The sequence below is a fragment of the Xenorhabdus stockiae genome, from assembly GCF_002632825.1.
Lineage (GTDB): Bacteria > Pseudomonadota > Gammaproteobacteria > Enterobacterales > Enterobacteriaceae > Xenorhabdus > Xenorhabdus stockiae.
This window is the reverse complement of the sequence record NZ_NJAJ01000016.1, coordinates 24,973-40,482: the sequence shown is the minus strand read 5'-3', so window position 1 is coordinate 40,482 and position 15,510 is coordinate 24,973. Positions and strand designations below refer to the sequence as shown.

19 protein-coding genes are annotated in these 15,510 nt (G+C 44.9%); 2 read left to right on the top strand and 17 right to left on the bottom strand.

Translation table 11 applies throughout. The annotated features are described in order from the left end of the window. Positions 1–6: 6 nt before the first annotated feature. The 15 genes from Xsto_RS09900 to Xsto_RS09830 are packed head-to-tail and all read right to left on the bottom strand — an operon-like array spanning position 7 to position 12,063. Complete coding sequence (locus Xsto_RS09900) at positions 7–699, bottom strand: energy-coupling factor ABC transporter transmembrane protein (RefSeq protein WP_099124964.1); 693 nt, start codon at positions 697–699, stop codon at positions 7–9. Beyond that, entirely contained in the window at positions 683–967 is a 285-nt protein-coding gene (locus Xsto_RS09895; protein WP_099110259.1) for an energy-coupling factor ABC transporter substrate-binding protein, read from the bottom strand. Before Xsto_RS09895 ends, Xsto_RS09900 begins: the two co-directional genes overlap by 17 nt. 12 nt (positions 968–979) lie before the next feature. Then, the gene (locus tag Xsto_RS09890; protein ID WP_099110260.1) at positions 980–1,711 is read right to left on the bottom strand and encodes an energy-coupling factor ABC transporter permease; all 732 of its coding nucleotides are present in this window, start codon (positions 1,709–1,711) and stop codon (positions 980–982) included. A 3-nt stretch (positions 1,712–1,714) separates the two neighbouring features. Continuing rightward, a complete protein-coding gene (locus Xsto_RS09885; protein ID WP_099124963.1) occupies positions 1,715–2,479 on the bottom strand; it encodes a cobalt-factor II C(20)-methyltransferase in 765 nt (254 codons plus the stop codon). Next, positions 2,479–3,267: a sirohydrochlorin cobaltochelatase gene (gene cbiK / locus Xsto_RS09880; protein WP_099124962.1), complete on the bottom strand. Its 789-nt coding sequence runs from the start codon at positions 3,265–3,267 to the stop codon at positions 2,479–2,481. The genes Xsto_RS09885 and cbiK overlap by 1 nt, the downstream gene beginning before the upstream one ends. A 24-nt stretch (positions 3,268–3,291) precedes the next feature. Continuing rightward, on the bottom strand, positions 3,292–4,068 hold the full coding sequence (locus tag Xsto_RS09875) for a cobalt-precorrin-6A reductase (RefSeq protein ID WP_099124961.1): 777 nt from the start codon (positions 4,066–4,068) through the stop codon (positions 3,292–3,294). Beyond that, complete coding sequence (locus Xsto_RS09870; protein WP_099124960.1) at positions 4,065–4,790, bottom strand: precorrin-3B C(17)-methyltransferase; 726 nt, start codon at positions 4,788–4,790, stop codon at positions 4,065–4,067. The genes Xsto_RS09875 and Xsto_RS09870 overlap by 4 nt, the downstream gene beginning before the upstream one ends. Next, entirely contained in the window at positions 4,784–5,854 is a 1,071-nt protein-coding gene (gene cbiG / locus Xsto_RS09865) for a cobalt-precorrin 5A hydrolase (protein WP_099125008.1), read from the bottom strand. The genes Xsto_RS09870 and cbiG overlap by 7 nt, the downstream gene beginning before the upstream one ends. Positions 5,855–5,891: 37 nt before the next feature. Then, positions 5,892–6,668 (bottom strand): cobalt-precorrin-4 methyltransferase, encoded by a 777-nt coding sequence (locus Xsto_RS09860; protein ID WP_099124959.1) that lies wholly within the window; start codon positions 6,666–6,668, stop codon positions 5,892–5,894. After that, entirely contained in the window at positions 6,661–7,242 is a 582-nt protein-coding gene (locus tag Xsto_RS09855) for a decarboxylating cobalt-precorrin-6B (C(15))-methyltransferase (RefSeq protein ID WP_099124958.1), read from the bottom strand. Before Xsto_RS09855 ends, Xsto_RS09860 begins: the two co-directional genes overlap by 8 nt. Next, positions 7,232–7,906 (bottom strand): cobalt-precorrin-7 (C(5))-methyltransferase, encoded by a 675-nt coding sequence (locus Xsto_RS09850; RefSeq protein WP_099110267.1) that lies wholly within the window; start codon positions 7,904–7,906, stop codon positions 7,232–7,234. Before Xsto_RS09850 ends, Xsto_RS09855 begins: the two co-directional genes overlap by 11 nt. Continuing rightward, a complete protein-coding gene (gene cbiD / locus Xsto_RS09845; protein ID WP_099124957.1) occupies positions 7,903–9,051 on the bottom strand; it encodes a cobalt-precorrin-5B (C(1))-methyltransferase CbiD in 1,149 nt (382 codons plus the stop codon). Before cbiD ends, Xsto_RS09850 begins: the two co-directional genes overlap by 4 nt. After that, a complete protein-coding gene (locus Xsto_RS09840; RefSeq protein ID WP_099124956.1) occupies positions 9,044–9,685 on the bottom strand; it encodes a cobalt-precorrin-8 methylmutase in 642 nt (213 codons plus the stop codon). The genes cbiD and Xsto_RS09840 overlap by 8 nt, the downstream gene beginning before the upstream one ends. Positions 9,686–9,697: 12 nt before the next feature. After that, positions 9,698–10,672, bottom strand: a complete 975-nt coding sequence (gene cbiB / locus Xsto_RS09835) for an adenosylcobinamide-phosphate synthase CbiB (protein WP_099124955.1) — start codon at positions 10,670–10,672, stop codon at positions 9,698–9,700. Next, complete coding sequence (locus Xsto_RS09830; protein ID WP_099124954.1) at positions 10,669–12,063, bottom strand: cobyrinic acid a,c-diamide synthase CobB; 1,395 nt, start codon at positions 12,061–12,063, stop codon at positions 10,669–10,671. Before Xsto_RS09830 ends, cbiB begins: the two co-directional genes overlap by 4 nt. Positions 12,064–12,599: 536 nt before the next feature. Here Xsto_RS09830 and cobA point away from each other — a divergent pair. Further along, positions 12,600–13,403 (top strand): uroporphyrinogen-III C-methyltransferase, encoded by an 804-nt coding sequence (gene cobA / locus Xsto_RS09825; protein ID WP_099124953.1) that lies wholly within the window; start codon positions 12,600–12,602, stop codon positions 13,401–13,403. Continuing rightward, a complete protein-coding gene (gene cobD / locus Xsto_RS09820) occupies positions 13,400–14,473 on the top strand; it encodes a threonine-phosphate decarboxylase CobD (RefSeq protein WP_099124952.1) in 1,074 nt (357 codons plus the stop codon). The genes cobA and cobD overlap by 4 nt, the downstream gene beginning before the upstream one ends. Here cobD and Xsto_RS09815 read toward each other — a convergent pair. Then, the gene (locus Xsto_RS09815; protein WP_099124951.1) at positions 14,470–14,979 is read right to left on the bottom strand and encodes a GrpB family protein; all 510 of its coding nucleotides are present in this window, start codon (positions 14,977–14,979) and stop codon (positions 14,470–14,472) included. The genes cobD and Xsto_RS09815 overlap by 4 nt on opposite strands. A gap of 46 nt (positions 14,980–15,025) precedes the next feature. Further along, positions 15,026–15,385 carry a VOC family protein gene (locus Xsto_RS09810; protein WP_241537950.1) on the bottom strand — a complete coding sequence of 120 codons (360 nt, stop codon included), beginning with the start codon at positions 15,383–15,385 and terminating at the stop codon, positions 15,026–15,028. Positions 15,386–15,510 lie beyond the last annotated feature (125 nt).

The window sequence follows — 15,510 nt, the reverse complement described above, 5'->3', positions numbered from 1 at the left end:
CTTATTTCATTGTTTTCCCGCTGATAAATGGAAATTCCCCTGATATAGCTTGAGTTCTAATGCCACGCTCATTTGCTGATAACGGTTCATTACCCGCACAAATAACATACTGATTAGCATTGCCAGTGAGTGGTAACTCGTTCGCAAAGTGCGGTAACCGAACCGTAATGATTGCGCATGATGAATTGCGGCTGCTTCCTCTACAAAGATAAAAATAAAACGCCATGTCAGCAGGAGTTGTTCGATTAGCAGATGAGGAACGCGGCAAAATTTCAGTAATCGGATTATCTGCTCAAAGGGCATGTTCATCATGAACCAGAATGTTGCAGATAGCGCAGCAAGGCTGCGCCAGAGAGTTTGATTAGCTATCTGAATTCCCTGCGTATCAATACCAAGCCAATATTGCCCGATACGAAATCCCCACAGCATTTTTTCCGGCTGCATACCAATGGACAACACAATAGCAATCAGGCCGAATACCAAAAAACCACAAGGAATTAACAGCCATTTCAAATAACGCAGCAGGCTGATCCGCAATAGATAGCAGCTAAGCATCACAAGCCCGACCAACAATACGGCCTGCCACAATGGCGAAAGCACCATTGCCAGAGTCATGAACAGGAGATACAGGGCGAATTTCGCCCTGGGATCTTTATCACGCCAGCGGCTCTGGTAACTGAGTTTATCTATTCCGATCATGATCTTTCCGATTACGGTGATAGTAGCCAAAAATGTAGAAAATCACGGCAGTACCCAGGCTTCCCTGTAAAGTAAACAACAGGCTTTCAATCTCACCACTGGCAGGTTCATAGAGCGATTCAAACCACGGTGTATAATCCGGCGCTATTTCCATAATCTGGGCTTCTGCCTGTCCATCTGCTCCACCAAATTCTCCGCCATGCTCAATGAAAAACGGGATAATGCACAGTGCTGCAACGAGGGACAGTAATATCAAGGTCTTTTTCATTTGTTGTTCTCCTCAGAAACTGCGGGCCTGAATTAATTGTCTTTTTACCAACTGGTCGTAAATCAGTACGGTTAGTAACCCTTCAGCCACGGCAATGGGAAGCTGAGTTATGCAGAAAATACCCATGAATTTAAGGATCGCCGCCCCCATACCGAGTTGCGGATCAGGAAAAGCAACACCCAACTGAATGGAGGTAATGGCGTAAGTGACGATATCAGCGACAAAAGCACACAAAAAGACGCTAATATCTTTGCGCATTCCCATCTTGCAGGAGAAACGCCAGATCAAATACCCGGCCACTGGGCCAATGACTGCCATTGACATTCCGTTAGCACCCAGCGTTGTGATACCGCCATGCGCCAGCAATAACGCCTGAAACAACAAGACAATTGCGCCCAGTATCGCCACAACAGAAGGGCCAAATAAAATCACCGCCAGCGCCACGCCGGTAGGATGTGAGCAACTTCCGGTAACCGAAGGAATTTTCAGAGCTGAAAGGACAAAAATAAATGCACCACACAGTGCCAGTAAGACTTTCTGATTCCCCTCATCCTGCACAATCTGGCGTAACTTTACCAACCCGACCGCCAGACAAGGCAGAAAAGCCAGCCACCATCCAATCGCCCACATGGGGGGCAAAAAACCCTCCATGACATGCATAGCAAAAACTTCCTGCGGTGCCATCACCAACAACAGTGCGATAATTGCACTCAATAACGTAGAGTTCGTCAGTTTCTGTTGCATAACTCACCTCGATAATTGCCAGTTTTTATTAATTAAAATCGTTGAAAAATAAGATAACTCCTGTCTGCAATCTTTTTCACTGAACGGCAGTGTGGTAAGGTCGCGCCAGCATTGTTCACCCGGCAATGTGGCATCAGCCATCATCAATGCATGTTCCAGAAGATTGTGACGTTGTAACAAGTTACGGATCAGGGGGAAATGCGAATAGACTTTCATCAGGACAAGGCAATCGTGATTAAGCAATGCCTGCTCTAAAGTGGTTTCAGAAGCAGTACAGGAAATAACAGCCAATGTTTGGTTTTCCATTGCCAATGGCATCGTACCGGCAGCGGCGATAGCAGAAAATGAAGTTATTCCCGGCACAATTTCCAGCCACGGCGGAATGACCATTTGAGTCGATACCAGCCGCTGCAAAAGGTATACCCATGTGCTGAACAGCATAGGATCACCCAAAGTGATAAAACCGACTTTTCTGCCATCAGACACTTCTTCTTGCAATGAGTGAGCAACTTCATCCCACACTGCATTTTTAGCGTCTATATCGGCTTTCATTAAAAAGTGGTAAGTGAAAACTTTGGTTTCCGCCAAAAGATATTCTTCAATAATGGAGTGAGCAAGGCTTTTGGCTCCCTTTTTGCCCGTTGGGGTATAGATCACATCAAGTTCAGCAAGAATGCGGGCTGCCCGTACCGTAATCAGATCACTGGCTCCCGGCCCTACGCCAATAACATACAATTTTCCCATATTATCCGACGATTTTTCATCCATCAGATTTTCTCCTGACAGTTCAGCGCACAAGTCAGGTGGTCGACAAACATCTGCCGAATTTTCGGATTTTCTCCCAATCCCTGTAGCCAGGGGATTGCGGCTATTCCGGCTTTTTCCAGCTGTGATTTCCACGAACCGTCTTCACTTGAAGCCATGTCATTGATGGCATGATCTCCGGCCACCAGCATCAATGGCATCAGATATACTTTGCGGATCCGTTGCTCTTTTAATCCTTTTATAATCAGGGGAAGTTCCGGATAACTTTCAACCGCACCTACCCGTGCCGGAAAGTGATAATGATTCATCAGATGGTCAAGACAGGAGTAAGCAGAAAAAGCATGGTGTTCTGTGCCATGTCCCATAAAGACGACACGTTCGTTTTCCGTCAGTACAGGAAGCTGGTGGTGTAATGCCCGCATCAGTTGCAGATAATCATCAAAATGGCTGAGTAATGGAGCGCCGAGCACTAATCGTCTAAAGCGAGGACGAAATTTTTCAACTTCATGTAACACCTTTTCATATTCATCGCCCTTGATAATATGCAAACACTGAACGGCAACATCGTTATAACCGGCGTGGTGTAATCTGGTTAACGCATCATGGGGGTTATCAATATGAATATCATCGCGCTGGCGCAATTTGCGAATGATCATACCGGAGGTAAATGCCCTGAAGAGTTCCCTGTCCGGAAATACGGATGCCAGTTGTTGCTCACAGGCTTCAATATTATTTTTCAGTGTTTCGTGATAACTGGTTCCGAAACTGATCACCAACAGTGCTTTTTTCATTTCGTTTTTCCTTATTGGTTTGTTTTAATTTGCCAACAAGCACGCCATCTCTTCTAATCCATGAATCTGAGTGATCCCCTCGCCTTCAAATTGTTGTTCCGGGCGACAAATCACAATGCAGGGCAGCCCAAGAGAAAGACACGGTTCCACTTTTTCCCTGAAGCCCCCCTGTTCACCAGACTCTTTGGTAATCACAACATCTGCCCGGCAAAACTGGTAAAAAGCCCGATTAAAATCAGCACTGAACGGGCCTTTCAGGGCAAAAATCTGATCGACAGATAAGCCACAGGATTCACACATTTTCAGCACTTCTGCGGTTGGTAATACCCGGGCCAGTACCGTTTTCTCTTTCAGGTACTTCATATAATCGGCCAGCTGTTTACTACCGGTTGTCAGCAAAACCCGTGTACCCAGCCTGACCGCTGTTTCGCATGCCTGTTTGATGGTTGTGACTTTATGAATAAGCGGGTTATCGACGGTATCAATATCGCTGGGTCGGATATAACGAATGAGAGGAATACCTAACTTCTGGCAGGCGCTGACAATATTCTGGCTCAGTCGTTCAGCATAGGGATGAGAGGCATCAATTACCCTTTCCATTTCACGCGTTTTCAGATAATCAGCCATCTCTTCCGCTTCCATTCTGCCGGTAATTATCTCGCCACAGATTCCCATCGCCTGTTGTACGCCTGCGGAAGTCGCCACTGACAGGCAGTAATTGATACCGACAGTATCCATCATCTGGCAAATCTGGCGGGCATCGCTGGTTCCGCCAAAAATGAGAGTCGCTGGCCGTTTCATAACCGGTATCCCCTTGGTGTGATCATCAGCCCGTCACGTACATATGTTGACTGATTACCCACTATCACCAGACTACGCATATCAACACGGGAGAAATCCATTGAGCCAAAAGTGGTCAGCCATTTATCTTCATGTTTACGTCCTGCTGCTTTCACCACTCCCACAGGCGTATCTGCTGATTTCCACGGTTCCATCAGGGCAAATGCCCGGGCCAGATGTTCTTCCCGTCCACGGCTGCGCGGATTATAGAAACAGATGACAAAATCGGCTTCTGCCGCCGCCTTCACCCGTTTTTCGATCAATTCCCACGGCGTCAGCAGATCACTCAGGCTGATATGACAAAAGTCATGCATTAACGGCGCCCCCAGCAAAGCAGCACAGGCGGTACTTGCCGTCACTCCCGCCACCAGCCTGACTTCTACATTACGTTTTTGCTGGCTGACCAGTTCCAGAATCAGACCGGCCATGCCATAAATACCCGCGTCACCACTGCAAACCACCGCCACATTTTTACCCTGTTCTGCCAGCTCAATCGCTGTCTGACAACGTTCTATCTCCTTACACATGCCAGTTTTAATAATTTCTTTGTCGCCAACCAACGGTTTCACTAAATGGGTGTAGGTTTTATAACCCACCACGATATCAGCGGCTTTCAGTGCTGTTATCGCTTCCTGCGTCATCATGGCTTCGCTACCGGGACCAATTCCAATAACAGTTAACATGGACTCAATACTCCTAATGTGATGGTGACACCTTGCTCTCGCAGAGTATGGCCAACTAAGTGCCCTTTACTCATTAACCAAGCTACAGGCTGGGAGACACTGCCGATGCCTACCGTTTTCCGGACAAATTCAGACGTGGGAAATACTTGCTCATAGCGGGAAAGCTGATTAACAGAAAAAGTTTGAAAGGGAATTTGATGCTGCTGACTTAATTGGATTAATGCTGGCTCGTTTTTTTTCAATTCAATACTGCCGATGGCTTTCAGTGCCAGTGGTTCAAGGTTGAGTTCTAACAGATGGCGTTCTAAGAGTTCGGCGCATTGCTCAGGTTCTACCCCTCGCCGGCAACCTATTCCTGCCACAATACGGCGAGGAATTAATTTAAATACAGGGATTGCCAGCATTATATTAGTTCGTTCATAACTGACATATACCAAAGCATCCAGCTCAGGGCGCTCTTCAAGAGAATCAACGGGAATAAACCCACGTATATCGTAACGATTTTTTTCATCACTCAAATCAGGGTGAAACCAAATTCCAACCCGTTTACCATTAACCAGCATTTGATTAACGGTTTTAACGCTCTCCCGGAAATTATCCATCTTTCCATCTAATTGTTGGGATAAGAGATCCAGCGCCGCGACCTGATTGACATCCGTTGCTGTCGTAATGACAGCCTGACCATCAAGGATATCGGCAATCTGCTGTGCCAATTTATTGGCGCCTCCCATATGCCCTGACAATAAACTGATAGCAAACTGCCCTTTTTCATCCAGCACAATAACCGCCGGATCAGTCATTTTATCCCGGAGTAAAGGCGCAATAACCCGAATGGCGATCCCCGTTGCACCAACCATGATCAGGGCACTATACCGTGTGAATACTTTGCGTACCGTATTGGAAAAACTACCGTCAAATGTGAAAAATCCACTTTCCACCAGCTCAGGGGAAGTAAAGCAATCTATCGCTAAATAGGACTGCAAACGACGAGCCAGTGCGATGCCTCCCGCTGTCAGACAAAACAAGGCATATTTGTTATCAGGAGTGACTGCATGAAGTGACATTGTCACTTCATCTGTTATTGTGTCAGCAATCATTATGTCAGGCGCTACGGTATTCATGGCTGAACCTCGCATCGTACAGTTTTGAATAGTGGTACTCTTGCCCAAGAAAAGCACCCACCAGAATCAGAGCCGTTTTACGAATACCGGCACTGCGTACCTGTTCAGTAATGGTTTCCAGTGTTCCCCGCACAATCTGTGAATCAGGCCACGTTGCCTTATAAACCACAGCAACCGGTGTTCCCTGTTCATAACCGCCCTGAATTAACCGAGCAACAACCTCCCTGATGTTCTGTACCGAAAGGAAAATCGCCATTGAGGTTTGATGAGCGGCAAAGGCTTCCAGTGTCTCCTGCGGGGGCATGGGTGTTCTGCCTTCCATACGGGTAATAATTAAACTTTGGGCAACTTCGGGGACCGTGTACTCCACCCCTAATTGCGCGGCCGCGCCAAGAAATGAACTCACGCCGGGAACAGAGATAAAACTGATCCCGTGGTTTTTCAGCTCCTCCGCCTGTTCACGAATAGAACCAAACAGCGATAAATCTCCCGTTTGCAGACGAACCACCAATTTTTTCCCTTTCACGCCATTCACCATTAATTCGGTGATCTCTGATAACGTTAATCCGGCACTGTCATGGCATTCAGCATCGGGCCGGCAATAACTCAACAGTTCGTGATTAATCAGTGAACCGGCATAAATCACTATCTGAGCCTGACGTAATAATTGATATCCCTTTAGGGTAATCAGACTCTTATCTCCCGGCCCGGCACCAACAAACCAGACTTTTTCGGTGTCAAAGCTGACGTTATCCATTTTGTACCTCCTGATCAGAACTCTTCAGGCAGGACAATAGATAAGTCGGATTGTTAGGCTTGAAATAATGCCCCTGTCCTAATGCTGTCAGTTCCCCCACCTGAATTTCACGCCCGTCCAACTCAGCTACAGAACACGCTCCCAAATAGGATAATGCCTGTGTAAAGTTTTCTAACAGAATGAAAGTCATGACCAAACGCCCGCCTGAATTCAGATTGAGCAACGCCCAATCAATAATTTCGGTCAGATGCCCACCCGTTCCGCCAATGAAAATAGCATCTGCACTGATTTCCAGTGGCACAGGGGCTATCCCCGATTTAATACGAACCTGATGGCAGGAAAAATGCTGAACATTTTCAACCAGTAGCCGTAGTGCATCTTCTTTGCGCTCAATGGCGATAATATCCAGTGCGGGATAACGCAGTGCTGCTTCAATACTGACGCTGCCAGTACCTGCACCGACATCAATAAAATGGCGGGCGTTTTCCAGTTGCAAACGTTCCAGTGCCAGCGCTCTAACCACTTCTTTGGTCATTGGAATGCGATGACCACGCAAAAACAGTTCATCTTTCATCGAAATCACCATTCAGGATAATCACGACATTCAGACCATAATGAATGTCGCCACGTTGCTCGATCTGCTCTGCGGTCAGGCAACGAATGTGTTCATGTTTGTGGGATAAATTTTCACCAATCACCATGCAACGCTGTTGCCCTCGCGCCAGAATTTCCTGTGCGATCTGGTAAGGGCCAATAATGTTATCCGTCACCATGGCGATCTTTTCGTGTTGGAGTAACCAGTCAAAATCTGGCTTGCGACCATGACTGCTGGTGAGATAAATGTCATTCATATCCAGCAACATTTGCGCGCACAAATACTGGACTGAACTGATACCGGGAATAATGCGGATATTTTTTCTACCATTATGCTGGTCATCAGCATTTGGTTTTTTTATAAAAGATAGCTTTGAAAAATGCTGGCTAATCCGTTTACCGATGCCATAGAAAAGCGGATCACCTGAAGCCAGTACAACAACTTTCCGATGCTGATTCTGTTCCAGCCACTGCATTAACGTATCCATATCAGCATTTATAGGATGGGTTTCACCATCGAAGTAAGGAAATTCGGCAAGATGGCGTTTTCCTCCAACCAGTACATCGGCCTGACTGATAACATCCAACGCAGACAGTGTCTGATTTTCTAAAGCACCCGGGCCAACGCCCACAACTGTGATCATCGGCCGCCCTCCATAAAATCCCGCACTATCTGGTCTACAGACCGGTTACAACCTAATACCTGATTATCAAAGGAGAATAAAATGGCGTCACACTGTGGCTTACTCTTGGCGAAACGCAGCATTTGGTCGATACGCCAACATATTTTCTGCGCTATCTGCTGATACACTCCCTGCCAGCCCTGTCCAGCAATCAATTCAATGGCTGCTTCAGTGGTGTCACACTGATCCACCGCCTGAATCAGTTCGAAAGGAGCGCCCATTAAGGCCAGATTGGCAATCAGCGTCTCCATACGTCCATCGGCAATATGGCTGTGAGTATGAAAAATACCCGCGGCAATTTTCACTAATTTGCCGACATGCCCGACCAGTACGATATGGCGGAATTCCAAACGTACGGCTTCCTGTAACATGTAACCGACAAAGTTACTCATGGTGACGACATAGCTGGCATCAATGCCCAACTGCTGGCTGACAAAACGTTCCCCATGATTACCCGGCACAAAAATAATGCGATCCAGCCCACTGGCACGTTTCGTTTCTAACTCCAGCGCCAGTGAGCGTTTCCAGCTCTCTTCTGACATCGGAGTTACAATGCCTGTTGTACCGATAATCGAAATTCCGCCTTTAATCCCCAATCGGTCGTTATAAGTTTGCTTCGCTCGCTCCTCACCTTCAGGTGCAAAAATGATGATATCTGCCCCCCGATTCGGACCGATTACCTCCCGTACCGTCTCTTCTATGGTCTGACGCGGGGTTTTATTGATTGCCGCCCAGCCTATAGGCAACCCGACTCCCACCCGCGTTACCCTGCCAATACCGTCACCGCCATCCAGTGTGATAACACCGCTGTCGTTCAGGGATACCCGGGCAAAAATCAGCATCCCATGAGTTGCGTCTACGTCATCACCACCATCTTTGCGGATAGCCGCGACAGCTTGATCGCCTTCAATCAAGGGTTGTTCAATATTCAAAGCCAGAGTGATGCCGGAAGGTGTGACAATTGAAACCTGATGGATAATCTGCTGACGCAGGATCATTAACGCAGCCACCTTTGCCGCAGCGGTCGCACAAGAGCCGGTAGTATAGCCTTTACGATACTGCTTTCCTCTGTGCCAGACTGTACCGAGTTCAATGAGATCATTCATAGTTTACCTCTGGCATCCGGTACAGAATCGCGTTAATTATCGCAGCCGCAATATTACTGCCTCCTTTACGGCCTTTTGCTGCAATACAGCTTATTCCGCTATGGATCAGGGCATTTTTTGATTCTTCTGCCCCAACAAACCCAACCGGTACACCGACGACAGCAATGGGGGCAATTTGATGTTCCATTAAACGAAACAAGGCTGTCGGAGCATTGCCAAAGATAAAAATCTTCTCTCCCGGTTCTTGCAGAGCCAGATCGACAGCCGCCATCGAACGCGTAATTTGCTGCGCTTTTGCCATGTGAATAGTACGGCAATCACTGACATAGCAACGGCATTTGCTTCCATACTGAGCCAGACGGGTTTTATTGATGCCAGACAGCGCCATAGTTGTATCGGTGTATAGGGTACAGCCACGCAATATGCCGTTACGAATAAGCTGAAAAACATCAGGGGAAAAGTAGAGAAGATGAAGCCAGTCAAAATCAGCAGTGGTATGAATGACCCGTTTGATGACCGCTTCCTGCTCCTCATCGGCAAAGTGAAAATCAGGATATGATTCGGAAATAATCCGGCTGATGATATCGAAACTATTTTTTTCAATCTGTTGAGGCTGTCGGATGTAATCACTCATGTTGTTCCCTCCTTATATCATCACGCTGAACAGGCTATACAGCAGGGCAAAAAGCAAAAGCGCCATGACTGATGCTACTTGCATTATTCGAACAGACTGAGGTATATCGTCTGGTGTGACTTCGCGCTTTTCATCACCAATCCACGGCTTTTCCACCCGCTGGTTAAAGTAGACATTCGGCCCACCCAAGCGGATACCTAATGCTCCTGCCATCGTTGCCTCTGACCAGCCGCTATTCGGGCTGCTGTGCTGGTAGCGGTCACGCCAGCCAATACGCAATGCCTGCCGAAAATCCAGTCCCTGCCATTTTGCGGCCATTGCCAAGAGAAGCCATCCAAGACGCGCAGGTAACCAATTCGCGACATCATCCATACGGGCTGAAAACATTCCTATTGCCTGATAACGAGGAATTTTATATCCCACCATTGAATCAAGGGTATTGATTGCCTTATAAGCCATAGCCAGTGGAGCGCCGCCAAGCATTAAGAAAAATAAAGGAGCAATCACGCCATCCACGCTATTTTCAGCTACGGTTTCAATCACAGCGCAGCTGATTTGTGGTGGTTGTAATTGAGAAGTGTCACGGCCAACAATTTTGGCAAGCTCCTGACGGCTGATATCCAAATTATTGTGATCTGTAGCTTCCTTGCACAATGCCTGATAAACAGTATTTGCTGCATCGCTCAGGCTACGTCCTGCCAGCATGGTATAGATCAGCCAGATTTCCGCTACACATCCCAGCCAGAACATCAGCCCATAGGCCAGTTGCAAAAACCAATAGCTCGCCAGCCAAGTAATCCCCACAACGACAAGCCATAGCAGCACACCACCCCATTTCAGACTGGCTTCGGTCTGACAAACCCGACGAATAAATTGCTCAGACCGGCTGATAAGCTGCCCTATCCAGCGTACGGGATGAGGCCAATGAAGAGGATCACCCAATTTCATATCCAGAATAAAAGCAGAGAACCACAATAAGACGGTCATAACAGCCTCCGGGCCAGCATTAACCAGCGATGGAGCAAATGAGGCCGTTGGGCAAAATGGATATGCAGATAACCCGCCAGTGTATTGCCATTCAGGTAACTGCCCTGCCAGCTTTTCTGGATTTTCTCTGAGGCTTCTTTGGTATTTGTTTTCTTAATACATTGAAAAACCGCAGGCTGAGTCGTAATAAAATCTGAGTAATGAAACTCATGCCCACGCAATGTTTCTCCCTTCGCAATTAAAGGCGTATCGCACATTGCCGTGGCTTCGCAGTAACCAAAGCGTTTCAGGTGATCATCCATCCGGCTTTCACCAGAAATCAGCCCCACCATGCTATGCCGTACACCATCCGTATCAATCAGGGCATCACCGAGGTACATCAACCCCCCGCATTCTGCATAAATGGGAATACCTTTCTGGTGTGCCTGACGTAATGCTATATGCATGGCGTAGTTGGTAGCTAAAGTGCTGGCATAAATTTCAGGATACCCTCCCCCCAGATAAACCATCTGACATTCAGGAAGTTGGTGATCATGCAGAGGACTGAAACGTTTGATTGATACACCGGCCTTTTCCAATAACAACAGGTTATCCGGGTAATAAAAGTGAAATGCTTCGTCTTCCGCCAGTGCCAGCGTTAAACCCCGCCCTAGAGTAGGATCAACCAAAGAACCTATATCGCCTTTTGGCAGCGAAGATAGCCGGGTTAAATCCAGCAACTTATCCAAATCTATTGAGTCTGCAACCTGCTGAGCAAGACGGGACCAGCGTTCAGCATGTTGATCTCGCTGTTCTTGCGCTGGAAGCAAACCTAAATGACGGGAAGGCAGTGTCACTTCAGGCATAACGGGAAGCCGCCCCAAAACAGGAATACCGCAGTAATTTTCAATTGCCTGTTTTAAAAGCTGAAAATGACTATCCCGATTAACGCGATTAATCAGTACACCTGCAATATTCACTGCCGGATCAAATAGCTGAAATCCCATCACTGTTGCAGCAATCGAGGTGGAAACAGCCTTACCATCCACCACCAAAATTACCGGACAACCCAATTGCTTTGCCATCGCTGCACTGCTGCAATAGTCAGGATCTGTACCATAACCATCATACAGCCCCATCACGCCTTCAATGACGGCAACATCGTAATCAACTATAGCTTCGTTAAATAAACCATTCAGGATAGGTTCCGGGAGCATAAAAGCATCAAGATTCCGTGAAGCAACTCCCGTTACTGCACAATGCCATCCACCATCCAGATAATCAGGCCCGATTTTGAACGGTTGTACCCGTAGTTCTCGGTTTATCAAGGATCGCATAATGCCCAACGTTACCGTCGTTTTACCACATCCGCTGCCTGTACCTGCGATGATAAAAGCATATTTCTGTTGCATGTGCTTACCCCAAAACATATAAATTCTGATTTGATATTAAAATCAGATTTAGTTTTTAAGACTTTCTTAGTTTTAATCTTGTATTAGTAATAGGATGTTAAATTCATGCATTCCTAATCATTGACATATATCAAACAAAATGACTTTTAATTAACCCGCCATATAACAATTAATATTCCACTGATAATATTAATGACAACCTCTAATAATTATTTATAGTGAGATAAAATGAAAAATGACACATAACAACAATGAGGTGGCAATAACAACCAGTAGTGCATTGATATTTTTAGTTTAAAAATGAATATCGTTTATCTTTAATTAAATTAACTTCACATAAAACACTTTAATTTAAAACGATAACATCTAATCTGAAAAATATTCATCATCAAAAAATACAAAAATTGATTTGAATCAATTTCAATTGTTCAGCATTGCAGTAATAATTATCAACATATTTATATTGTGTATAGTAAAAACCCTGAGATAAAGAAAAATATAATTTCATTATATTTTACATCCATAGAGGTCATCTCATGAATAAAGGATGTGTATGGTTAGTCGGTGCAGGTCCCGGCGATGTGGGTTTAATTACAATCAAGGGATTACATTGCATTCAATCTGCTGATGTCATTGTTCATGATCGTCTCGTTAATCCTGAACTTATTGCTCAAATACCCGATCACTGTGAAATTATTAATGTCGGTAAAGAACATGATTATCACCCTATTCCACAAGAAGCGATTAACGAAATTCTGGTAAAACATGCTCTGGACGGAAAACGAGTCGTGCGCTTAAAAGGCGGCGATCCTTATGTTTTCGGTCGTGGGGGAGAAGAAGCAGAAATTCTGGCGCAATATGGTATTAAATTTGAAATTGTTCCGGGGATCAGTTCCTCAATTGGCGGATTAGCCTATGCAGGGATCCCGGTCACTCACCGCGATTACGCATCGGGTTTTCATATTGTGACCGGACACACTTCCCAGGAAAATACACAACAGAACTGGAGAATACTCGCTCAACTGGAAGGTACTCTGATCATTTTGATGGGAATGACCCGCCTGACAGATATCTGTCAGCAATTAGTTCAGCATGGAAAACCCGTGACAACGCCAGCGGCAGTCGTTATGTATGCCAGCCATCCGAAGCAGGAGAGCGTTATCGGCACACTGGAAACACTGGCAGCAAAGGCAGAAGAAAAGGAACTGCATGCACCTGCTCTGATTGTGATCGGTGATGTGGTTAATTTAAGTGAAATGCTAGCCTTCTCTCCCTCTTATCTGAATCTTTCTTCGCTTTGCCCTACACTGGAAGGTTCTATTGACGGAGTAATACCATGAGTGAACATGGCGGCAATATTATCGGCATTTCTCAACAATATGGTCTTTCAGCCGATGCACTCATTGATTTCAGTGCCAATATTAACCCGCTAGGCCCGCCGGAAAGCGTTAAGACGTTGATAAAGAATAGTCTGGCCGATATTGAAAAATATCCCGATGTGGAATATCGCTATTTACATCAGGTAATTGCAAAAGCGCATAAATGTGATGAGACAAAGGTCATTGCAGGTAACGGTGCGACAGAGCTGATTTATGCCATTGTCCGTTATCTTAAACCCAAACGCGCTCTACTTCTTACTCCGGGGTTTGCCGAATATCGACGGGCTTTGCAGCAAATCGGAACAAAAATCATCGACTATCCATTAACAGAAGAAACCGGATTTCAGCCTGATTTACGTCTACTGGATATGCTTGCTGCGATTAAACCCGATTGTTTGTTTATTGCTACGCCGAATAATCCCACTGGGTTAATGCCGGATAATCAAGTCATACAGGCGCTGGTGGAATATTGCGAGAAAAATGGAATTTCGCTGATTGTCGATGAATCCTTTATTGATTTTTTACCTGATAACCGAGGATTGACCCCTCAAATTTCGACCACAAAACATCTCTATATATTGCGTTCAATGACAAAATTTTTTGCTATTCCCGGGCTACGCTTAGGTTATTTAATCAGCGGAAATACAACTGTTATTGCAGAGATGAAAAACAGACGTGAGCCGTGGTCAATTAACGCTTTTGCCGCAAAAGTCGGTGAAATTTTATTTGAGGAGCATGACTATATTGCTGCTACACATCAATGGCTTAAATCACAGCAACATTATTTATGGAACCAACTTTCAGCCTTTTCTGAACTGACAATCTGGCCGCCATCAGCCAATTTTTTGTTTTTTCGTTGTGAGCGACCTGAGATTGATCTGTGGCATGCCTTACTGAAACATCAGTTGCTAATCCGCCATTGTAAAAATTATGCCGGACTAGATAACCGTTACTATCGAATAGCCGTACTCAGTGAGTGGGAAAATCAGCGCTTAATTACAGCCATGCAAAAAATCTTTTCTTATAGCTAAACACGGAGCGCTTCAATAAGGTGATAAGTGATAAAGGCCTCTTTGCTACGGCAATATTTATCACTATCATTATTGCAAACTTTAACTATTTGCTTTTTAAGCTCTCCATATTTTTTCGCAATATTAGAGTGTTGCTTTAAATAATCACGAAAAGCCAAATGATCTACAATACGTGGATTACCGACCTCAAAAGCATGTATGTGGTGAGTCCGATTATCGTCCCCTTTCTGGAAATATCGCCTTCCTGCGATACCATTTTCCCCTTTCGCTTTATAACCATGATGAAACATAATATCTGAATAACTGTCCAGTAAGTTAATATCATTCACTTCAACTAAAATATCGATAATTGGTTTTGCAGCAAGATGTTCAACACTAGTACTACCTATATGATGAATCTTAGATATATTTTTGTTCAATATATCAAGTAACAATTCAGCTTCTTTTTGGTACAGAACAGGCCACTGAGGATTGTAATCAACGACTTCAAGTATTCTTTTGCTCATATGTATCTCATCAGTACAAAGGTATTATTGAGTAATAATAATACATTTATAGTAAGAATTTACCACGCAATCCTATCAGATTTCCGAACGGATCTTCTAATTGGCACATTCCTAAATTATTTTCAATTTTCATCGGTCCCCTATATAGTTTCGCACCTATTTCTTCGAAGTTATGAATAGCTGATTTAAGACAAGGGACTGACCAATACAGAACAGTACCATTTTTTCCAGCATAAACTTTTTCATCTGCCTGAACTATTTCTAGAATAAAATTTCTTATTTTTAATATAGTAAAGTTAAATTCTTTCAAATAAATACTTTCTGCTTCTGGAAATGCCTGTTTATACCATTCCAAACCCTGACTAACATCAGGTACAGGGATCAGAAGCGTAGCTGGTTTTATCATGAATATGCTCTCCTTGATAAAATTATCAGATAATTAAAACCGTACTCAACGTAACATCATACTCAGTTGAAAACTCCGAATACTTTATTTTTCTTTTTTTAAAAACAAAACATTTGCAAAAATTT

Bases quoted from the DNA above. Each gene is read 5' to 3' on its own strand.
- Xsto_RS09830 (WP_099124954.1), bottom strand. From the start codon at position 12,063: ATGCAACAGAAATATGCTTTTATCATCGCAGGTACAGGCAGCGGATGT.
- cobA (WP_099124953.1), top strand. From the start codon at position 12,600: ATGAATAAAGGATGTGTATGGTTAGTCGGTGCAGGTCCCGGCGATGTG.
- Xsto_RS09815 (WP_099124951.1), bottom strand. From the start codon at position 14,979: ATGAGCAAAAGAATACTTGAAGTCGTTGATTACAATCCTCAGTGGCCT.
- Xsto_RS09885 (WP_099124963.1), bottom strand. From the start codon at position 2,479: ATGGATGAAAAATCGTCGGATAATATGGGAAAATTGTATGTTATTGGC.
- Xsto_RS09890 (WP_099110260.1), bottom strand. From the start codon at position 1,711: ATGCAACAGAAACTGACGAACTCTACGTTATTGAGTGCAATTATCGCA.
- cobD (WP_099124952.1), top strand. From the start codon at position 13,400: ATGAGTGAACATGGCGGCAATATTATCGGCATTTCTCAACAATATGGT.
- Xsto_RS09860 (WP_099124959.1), bottom strand. From the start codon at position 6,668: ATGGATAACGTCAGCTTTGACACCGAAAAAGTCTGGTTTGTTGGTGCC.
- Xsto_RS09875 (WP_099124961.1), bottom strand. From the start codon at position 4,068: ATGAAACGGCCAGCGACTCTCATTTTTGGCGGAACCAGCGATGCCCGC.
- cbiB (WP_099124955.1), bottom strand. From the start codon at position 10,672: ATGACCGTCTTATTGTGGTTCTCTGCTTTTATTCTGGATATGAAATTG.
- cbiK (WP_099124962.1), bottom strand. From the start codon at position 3,267: ATGAAAAAAGCACTGTTGGTGATCAGTTTCGGAACCAGTTATCACGAA.
- Xsto_RS09840 (WP_099124956.1), bottom strand. From the start codon at position 9,685: ATGAGTGATTACATCCGACAGCCTCAACAGATTGAAAAAAATAGTTTC.
- Xsto_RS09900 (WP_099124964.1), bottom strand. From the start codon at position 699: ATGATCGGAATAGATAAACTCAGTTACCAGAGCCGCTGGCGTGATAAA.
- cbiD (WP_099124957.1), bottom strand. From the start codon at position 9,051: ATGAATGATCTCATTGAACTCGGTACAGTCTGGCACAGAGGAAAGCAG.
- Xsto_RS09810 (WP_241537950.1), bottom strand. From the start codon at position 15,385: ATGATAAAACCAGCTACGCTTCTGATCCCTGTACCTGATGTTAGTCAG.
- Xsto_RS09895 (WP_099110259.1), bottom strand. From the start codon at position 967: ATGAAAAAGACCTTGATATTACTGTCCCTCGTTGCAGCACTGTGCATT.
- Xsto_RS09855 (WP_099124958.1), bottom strand. From the start codon at position 7,242: ATGAAAGATGAACTGTTTTTGCGTGGTCATCGCATTCCAATGACCAAA.
- cbiG (WP_099125008.1), bottom strand. From the start codon at position 5,854: ATGTCACTTCATGCAGTCACTCCTGATAACAAATATGCCTTGTTTTGT.
- Xsto_RS09850 (WP_099110267.1), bottom strand. From the start codon at position 7,906: ATGATCACAGTTGTGGGCGTTGGCCCGGGTGCTTTAGAAAATCAGACA.
- Xsto_RS09870 (WP_099124960.1), bottom strand. From the start codon at position 4,790: ATGTTAACTGTTATTGGAATTGGTCCCGGTAGCGAAGCCATGATGACG.